Source organism: Phenylobacterium sp. (assembly GCF_030654915.1).
Taxonomy (GTDB): domain Bacteria; phylum Pseudomonadota; class Alphaproteobacteria; order Caulobacterales; family Caulobacteraceae; genus Phenylobacterium.
Genome location: NZ_JAURWM010000115.1, coordinates 1 through 7,357 on the forward strand (window position 1 = coordinate 1; position 7,357 = coordinate 7,357).

General features: G+C 66.8%; 6 protein-coding genes and 1 pseudogene. 1 reads left to right on the plus strand and 6 read right to left on the minus strand.

What is annotated here, in order from left to right:
- The coding region (locus Q7T84_RS06015) for an isocitrate lyase (protein WP_304806842.1) at window positions 1-1,150 on the plus strand (1,150 nt) is incomplete at its 5' end.
- 175 nt (window positions 1,151-1,325) lie between these two features.
- Here the strand turns inward: Q7T84_RS06015 and Q7T84_RS06020 are convergent.
- From Q7T84_RS06020 to Q7T84_RS06045, 6 genes and pseudogenes are all read right to left on the minus strand, one after another.
- Window positions 1,326-2,051, minus strand: coding sequence for a hypothetical protein (locus Q7T84_RS06020; RefSeq protein WP_304806844.1), 726 nt, complete (start codon window positions 2,049-2,051; stop codon window positions 1,326-1,328).
- A gap of 70 nt (window positions 2,052-2,121) precedes the next feature.
- Window positions 2,122-2,811, minus strand: a complete 690-nt coding sequence (locus Q7T84_RS06025) for a response regulator (protein ID WP_304806845.1) — start codon at window positions 2,809-2,811, stop codon at window positions 2,122-2,124.
- Window positions 2,808-5,486: a sensor histidine kinase KdpD gene (locus tag Q7T84_RS06030; RefSeq protein WP_304806846.1), complete on the minus strand. Its 2,679-nt coding sequence runs from the start codon at window positions 5,484-5,486 to the stop codon at window positions 2,808-2,810. The genes Q7T84_RS06025 and Q7T84_RS06030 overlap by 4 nt, the downstream gene beginning before the upstream one ends.
- Window positions 5,483-6,073: a potassium-transporting ATPase subunit KdpC gene (kdpC, locus tag Q7T84_RS06035; RefSeq protein WP_304806847.1), complete on the minus strand. Its 591-nt coding sequence runs from the start codon at window positions 6,071-6,073 to the stop codon at window positions 5,483-5,485. Before kdpC ends, Q7T84_RS06030 begins: the two co-directional genes overlap by 4 nt.
- Before the next feature lie 12 nt (window positions 6,074-6,085).
- Window positions 6,086-6,775 carry a TorF family putative porin gene (locus Q7T84_RS06040; RefSeq protein WP_304806848.1) on the minus strand — a complete coding sequence of 230 codons (690 nt, stop codon included), beginning with the start codon at window positions 6,773-6,775 and terminating at the stop codon, window positions 6,086-6,088.
- Between the two features lie 134 nt (window positions 6,776-6,909).
- Window positions 6,910-7,357: pseudogene (locus Q7T84_RS06045) on the minus strand (potassium-transporting ATPase subunit B); the annotation flags it as partial.

Sequence of the window (7,357 nt, forward strand, 5' to 3'; positions counted from 1 at the left end):
CCGCGAGATCGACGCCGCCCGCGAAGCCGGCGACAAGGCCAAGGAAGCCAAGCTCCTCGAAGCCGTCGACAACTATCAGACCCACGTCGTTCCGGTCATCGCCGACATTGACGCCGGTTTCGGTAACGCCGAGGCGACCTACCTGCTGGCCAAGAAGATGATCGAAGCCGGCGCCTGCGCCCTGCAGATCGAAAACCAAGTGTCCGACGAAAAGCAGTGCGGCCACCAAGACGGCAAGGTCACCGTTCCGCACGACGACTTCCTCGCCAAGGTGCGCGCTTGCCGCTACGCCTTCCTTGAGCTGGGCGTTGAGAACGGCATCATCGTCACCCGTACCGACTCGCTGGGCGCCGGCCTGACCAAGCAAATCGCGGTCAGCCACACCCCGGGCGACCTCGGCGACCAGTACAACAGCTTCCTCGACTGCGAAGAAATCTCGCCGGCCGACCTGAAGAACGGCGACGTGATCATCAACCGCGCCGGTAAGCTGCTGCGTCCGAAGCGTCTGCCGTCGAACCTCTTCCAGTTCCGTGAAGGCACCGGCGAAGATCGTTGCGTCCTCGACAGCATCACCTCGCTGCAAAACGGCGCCGACCTGCTGTGGATCGAAACCGAGAAGCCGCACGTCGAGCAGATCGCCGGCATGATGGATCGCGTTCGTGAAGTGATCCCGGACGCCAAGCTGGTCTACAACAACTCGCCGTCCTTCAACTGGACCTTGAACTTCCGCCAGCAGGTGTTCGACGCCTACAAGGCGGCGGGCAAGGACGTCTCGGCCTATGACCGCGACAAGCTGATGAGCGTCGACTACGACGGCACCGATCTGGCCGACGAAGCCGACGAGCGCATCCGCACGTTCCAAGCGGACGGCGCCAAGCGGGCTGGTATCTTCCACCACCTGATCACCCTGCCGACCTATCACACGGCGGCGCTGTCGACCGACAACCTGGCGAAGGAGTACTTCGGTTCGCAAGGCATGCTCGGCTACGTGAAGGGCGTTCAGCGCAAGGAAATCCGCGAGGGTATCGCCTGCGTGAAGCACCAGAACATGTCGGGTTCCGACATGGGTGACGACCACAAGGAATACTTCGCGGGCGAAGCGGCCCTGAAGGCCGGCGGCACGCACAACACGATGAACCAGTTCGCCTAAACCGAACTGAGCATCGACGGGAACGACGGAGCGGCCTGGGGTTCACACCCCAGGCCGCTTTCTTTTTTGCGTGCGGTGGGTGGCTTCACTCATGGATGGCGGCGCGCGGCCGCCGCCATCCGGGGCGATTTCCTTTCGCACCCAACTCTGGTCTTCGCCGCTCTGGCTGCGAGCCTCAGGGCTTTGGTGGCGGAAGGCTGAACTTGCTGCGGTCGGCCGCGATGAAGTCGATACGTTCCACCAGGCGCTCCTGGGGGCGGGTCAGATCGCCGCCATAGGTCTTGAACCTGAACGGGACGCGCACCGGGCCGATCCGGCGATAGTCCGATAGTTCCGTCGTCATGGACGCGCCGCTTGCGTCGTCCACGACCACACCGAGCAGGCCAGTGGCCCGGTCGAACCAGAGGTCACGCGGCTTGCCGCCGGCCGGCTGAATTCGGAGCACGTCAAAGGGCCGGCCCTGGCTATGGCGGACGCCCAGGTGAACGCTGCGGATGTCGAAGCGGCTGGGATAGAAATAGGCGTAGGCGCTGAAGAAGGCGTCGGAGCGTACCCGCGCGACGACCGCCGGATCGACGGAGCCGGTGATCACGCCATTGGCCAGGATCCGCCACTCGGCCGCGCCATTATAGGCCTGAACGTGTTTGCCCGCCGCGGTCATGGTTTCTGTGCGCGCGCCATAGCGCAGGGGGTCGACCCACCGCTCGTAGCGCTCGCCGCCGTCCTGCCCGACCTCATGCAGGCCGCGCAGGAGGTTCCAGCCGCCGCCGCCAGAAGCCGCTCGCGCACGGTCCAGCACGCGTTGCGCGGCGGGCGAATTCTGGGCTTGGGCGGCGCCGCCTATGCAAAATGCGGCGACAACGAGCGCCGCGAGAAGTTGGCGCAGAGGCGATATCGACATGAGCGGAAACCAAGCCGCGAAGGTTGTTCAGAATGCGGCCGATCGTGGCCAAGCGAGATTGTGAGCGGCTTTAGCCAAGCCACCGATAGCCGACGCCGGGCTCGGTGCCGATCAGGGTCGGAGCCGCAGCGTCCGGTTCGATCTTCTGCCTGATCTGCGCGACGATGACACGCAGGTATTGGACATCCTCGACATGGGCAGGGCCCCACACCGCGGTGAGAAGTTGCCGATGGGTGCAGACCTTGCCGCTCCCCTCGACCAGCAGGGCCAGCAGGTCATACTCCTTGGGCGAGAGGCGGATGGCCTGGCCGCTTCGGGTCACCAGTCGTTTGACAAGGTCGATGGTGAGGTCGCCAGCCGTGACGATGGGCTCTGCGCCTTTCTGGCGTAGGCGATGGCGCAAGGCGACGCGCAGGCGGGCCAGCAGTTCGCCGACCCCGAATGGCTTTTCCACATAGTCGTCGGCGCCGAGATCGAGGGTGTCGATCTTCTCGGTTTCCTTGTCGCGGGCCGAGAGCACGATGATGGGGCCGTCATAGAAGGCCCGCGCGCGGGTCAGGGCCTCCTTGCCGTCGAAGTCGGGCAGGCCGAGATCCAGCACCACGGCGTCGGGCGCCTTGCGGGCGATCTCCTTCAGCCCTTCGGCGGCGGTGTCGGCGCGGATCGGCTCATAGCCCGCCGCCTCCAGCGCCGGCTGCAGGAACCGGTGGATCTGGGGTTCGTCGTCGATGACCAGGATGCGGGGGCGATGGGCGCTCACAGCATGTGCCCGGGCATAACGGTTTCCTTGGGCAGGCTGATCAAGATGCGGGTTCCAAGACCGTCATGGATCGGACTGGCGGCGGCGATCCGCCCGCCCATGGCCTCGACGAAGCCCTTTGAGATCGCCAGGCCCAGGCCCGCGCCCTTGCCCCGGTCGGTGGCTTCTTCCATGCGGCGAAACTTCTCAAAAACCCGCTCGAGCTCGGGCGTCGGGATGCCGCGACCTTCGTCCTCGATGGAGATCACCACGTTGCCGCGGTCTTCATAGGCCGCGACCTCGATGGCCGATCCGTCCGGGCTATAGGCTATAGCGTTCTCCAGGATGTTCACGAGGGCCTGCTCCAGCAGCGAGGGGTCGGCCTTGACCATCGACAGTTCGGCAGGGAAGTCGCGCGCCACGGTGCGCTTGTCCAGCCGCCGTTTGATGCGGTCCACCGCCGCGCTCAGGACGTCGCGGATATCGACCCAATCACGGCGGGTGACCAAGGCCCCGCCTTCCAATCGGGTCATGTCTAGCAGGTCGCCAACATAGCGGTTGAGCCGCTCGGCTTCCTCCTGGATCGAGACCAGCAGATCGCGCTGCACCCGGCTGTCGAGGGACTTGCCATAGTCGAGCAGGGTGGTGACCGAGCCGAGCACCGTGGATAGCGGTGTGCGCAGGTCGTGGCTGACGGAATTGAGCAGAGCGCCACGCAACCGGTCGGTGCGGCGCAGGGCCTCGGCGTCGGCGGCCTGGGCCGCGAATTCGGCGCGTTCGAGCGCCACAGCGCCCTGGTCGAGCAGGGCGCTGACAAAGCGCTCATTGTCCTCGGCGGCGAGCGCTTTCAACTCAACGCCGGCTACGCCGGCGCGGGCCTTGACCCCCTGCAGTGGTCGGAAGGTCCAGGCCGAGTTGGGCAGGGTGCCGGTTCCCGCGCCGGCGGGCTCGCCCTTTTCCCAGGCCCAGCGGGCGGCGGCCATGTCGCCGGGCGGCAAGGCGTCGAGGGGGGGCGAGGCGGCGGTCAGCGCCAGGTCATCGCGTTCTGGAGTCAGGACCACGGCCGCGCCGCTGGTCGCGGCGGCCAGTTGTTCGGCGAGCGCCTGGGCGGCTGTGTCCTGCTTGGCCGCCGAGGATAGTCGGCGGCTCGCGGCCAGCAGCGACGACACCGCCGAGGCCCGGCGTGAAACGGCACGGGCCTGGTCGCGGATACGGCCGGTGAGCCATCCGGTCGTCAGCGCCACGGCGAAGAACACCGCGAAGGTCAGCACATCGGCCGGATGGCCGATCCGCACGGTCAGGCGCGGCTCCAGGAAGAAGAAGTTGTAGGCGAAGGCGCAGAGCGTCGCGGCGGTCAGCGCCGGCCAGAGCCCGAAGGCCAATCCGCTGACCAGTACGCTCAGCATGAAGATCATGGCGAGGTTGGCGGTCTCGGCGACCTGGAACGTGGCGCTGGCCAGCAATGCGGCCACGCTGACCAGAGCGATGGCGCCGACGTGGCCACCCCAGGGCCAGGACCTGAACGGTGTTGGTGCGCGCGGCGGCGGAGCCTCGGCCTCGGCGCCCTCGGTGACGACGTGCAGGGCCGCGCCGCGCGACTCCTCCAGCAGGGCGTGGACCAGCGAGCGGCGGAAAGGATTGCGACGAGGCCGCGCCGACTTGCCGACCACGATCTGGGTGACATTGTTGCGGCGGGCGTAGTCGAGCACGCTGTCGACGAGATCGTCGCCAGTCAGCATCACGGTGACGCCGCCCAATTGCTCGGCCAGCTTGAGGGCCTCATTGAGGCGCGCCTGCCCGATGGCGGGGACCGGCGGGGCGTTGGGCCTTTCGACGTGGGCGACGAACCACGGCGCGTCCATCATCATGTCCGACAGCCGCCGGCCGGTCCGCACCAGGGCGCCGGCCGAGGCGTCGGGTCCTAGCAGGACAAGGATACGCTCTCCCGCCGCCCAGGGGCCCTCGACCCCGGCGCGCTTCATGGCGCCTAGAAGTTGGTCGTCCACCGTCTGGGCCGCGCGGCGCAGGGCGAGTTCGCGCAGCGCCGTGAGGTTCTCGGGCTTGAAGAACCGCTCGGCGGCGATCCGGGCGGTGTCGCCGATATAGACCTTGCCCTCGGCCATCCGCTCGCGAAGCTCGGATGGGGTGATGTCGATCAGTTCGATCTCATCGGCGCGCGAGAGGGCCGAGTCCGGAACGGTCTCGCGCTGGCGCACGCCGGTGATCTTCCAGACCACCTCACGCAGGCTCTCCAAATGCTGGACATTCAGCGTGGTCCAGACGTCAATTCCAGCCGCGAGGATCTCCTCCACGTCCTGCCAACGCTTGGGATGGCGCGAGCCGGGGGCGTTGGAGTGGGCGTACTCATCGACCAGCAGCAAGGCTGGTTTGCGCTCGAGCGCGGCGTCGAGATCGAACTCCAGCAGCGTGCGTTCGCGGTAGTCGATTGGCCGGCGGGGCATGACCTCCAGGCCGCGCAGCAGGGACTGGGTCTCGCGGCGGCCATGGGTTTCGACAACCCCGACAACGACGTCGCCGCCCTCCGCCTTTCGGCGGCGAGCGGCGCGCAGCATTTCGAAGGTTTTTCCCACCCCGGGGGACATGCCGAGGAAGACCTTCAGCCGCCCCCGGCCCGGTCTGGCTGTAGCCGCCAGCAGGGCGTCTGGATCAGGGCGGCGGGGTTCTTCCGGGCTCATGAGGCGGGAGGTTGGCGTAACGGATAGCGGGCGTCGAGCGCAAGGTTGGTCTCCAAGACGTTCACCCGCGGCTGGCCGAGAACGCCGAAGACGCGGCCCTCCACATGGGCGTCGAACAACTCGCGAACCAGGCGCGGCTCGACCCCTCTGGCCTTGGCGATGCGCTCAGCTTGAAGGCCGGCGTATTCCGGCGAGATGTGCGGGTCGAGACCCGAGCCGGAGGTGGTGACTGCGTCGGCGGGGATCGCGCCTTGCCCGTCTTCGGTGCGGATGGCGAGCGCGCTGTCCTTGACCCGTTTGGCCAGGTCTTCGTTCAACGGGCCGAGGTTGGAGCCGGAAGAGGCCGAGGCGTCATAGCCGTTGGCGCCGGCGGCCGAGGGGCGCGGGTGCAGGTACTGGGTCTTGGTGAAGTTCTGGCCGATCAGTTCGGACCCTACCACCTTGCCGCCGACGACGGCGAGACTGCCGTTCGCCTGGTTCGGAAAGGCGGCCTGGGCCACGCCGGTGATCAGCATCGGATAGGCGATTCCCAGCAGAATGGTGAAGAAGGCCATCGATACGACGGCCGGGCGGATAAGCGAAAGCATGGCGCAAATCTCCTAGAAGACGGCCTTGACGGCGAGCACGACCCGGCTGCCGTAAAGGTCGCCAAAACCGTGCTCGTTGGTGTCGTGATAGCGAAGGTCGAAGCCGACGACGTCGTTGAGGGCGTAGCCGGCGCCGAGGTTCCAGGTCGTGTAGTCACCGTCATAGTCGACGTTCTGACGGCCGACGGCGCCCGAGATCGAGATCTTCTCGGCGACCGGAATCGAGCCGTTGAGTTCGACATAGGTCGCCGGGCCGGTCTCGCCGAAGAAGTCGTCGGAGTAGAACACCGCCGCGCCGAGCGTCGCCGGACCGACGGGCAGGGAGCCGGCCGCTTTCAGCTCGACGAAGTTCTGATCGGGGCCGGACGGCTGGTTGATGTAGCCGTAATAGATGACCCCTAGGTCGAGGGTGACCGGCCCGACCTGCGGCTTGACCCCGGCATAGAGGTCGAACTCGGCGTCGGTGCCGTTGTTGAAGTCGACATTCGAGATCCAGGCCCCCGCGTAGCCCAAGCTCCAGAGGGATGTGTCGACCCCGGCCGAGAGCTGTGGATTCTCGTCGGTCTGGCTGACCCCGCGCCAGACATAGTCGGTGGCGGCGCCGGCGTTGAACGACAGGTCGAAGTCCTGGGCGAGCGCCGGGGCCGCCGACATGGCGGCGATGGCGGCGATGGTGATCGGGAACACGCGGTACTGGGTCATGAGAGAGGTCCTGGAAGGTTCTTTTTGTGTGTCGAGTGCGAGCATGGCGGCTTCCTAGACGGCGCGGCTTAGGAGGGCGCAGACGAAGAGGAGGGCGATCAGCCCGCCCGAGACGAGAAGTTCACGCATAACCATCAGGCGAGCCCAAGGCCGGAGACGATCATGTCGATCAGCTTGATGCCGATGAACGGAGCGATCAGGCCGCCCAGGCCGTAGATCAGCAGGTTACGCGACAGGAGCTTGGCCGCGCCGACGGCCCGGTAACGCACGCCCCGCAGGGCCAGCGGGATCAGCGCCAAGATGATCAGGGCGTTGAAGATCACCGCCGAAAGGATCGCGCTCTCCGGGCTGTGCAGGTTCATCACGTTCAGCGCGCCGAGCGCCGGCAGGGCGGCCACGAACATCGCCGGGATGATGGCGAAGTACTTGGCCACGTCGTTGGCGATCGAGAAGGTGGTGAGCGCGCCGCGGGTGATCAGCATCTGCTTACCGACCTCGACGATCTCGATGACCTTGGTCGGGTCGCTGTCGAGATCGACCATGTTGCCGGCCTCGCGGGCCGCCTGGGCGCCGGTCTGCATG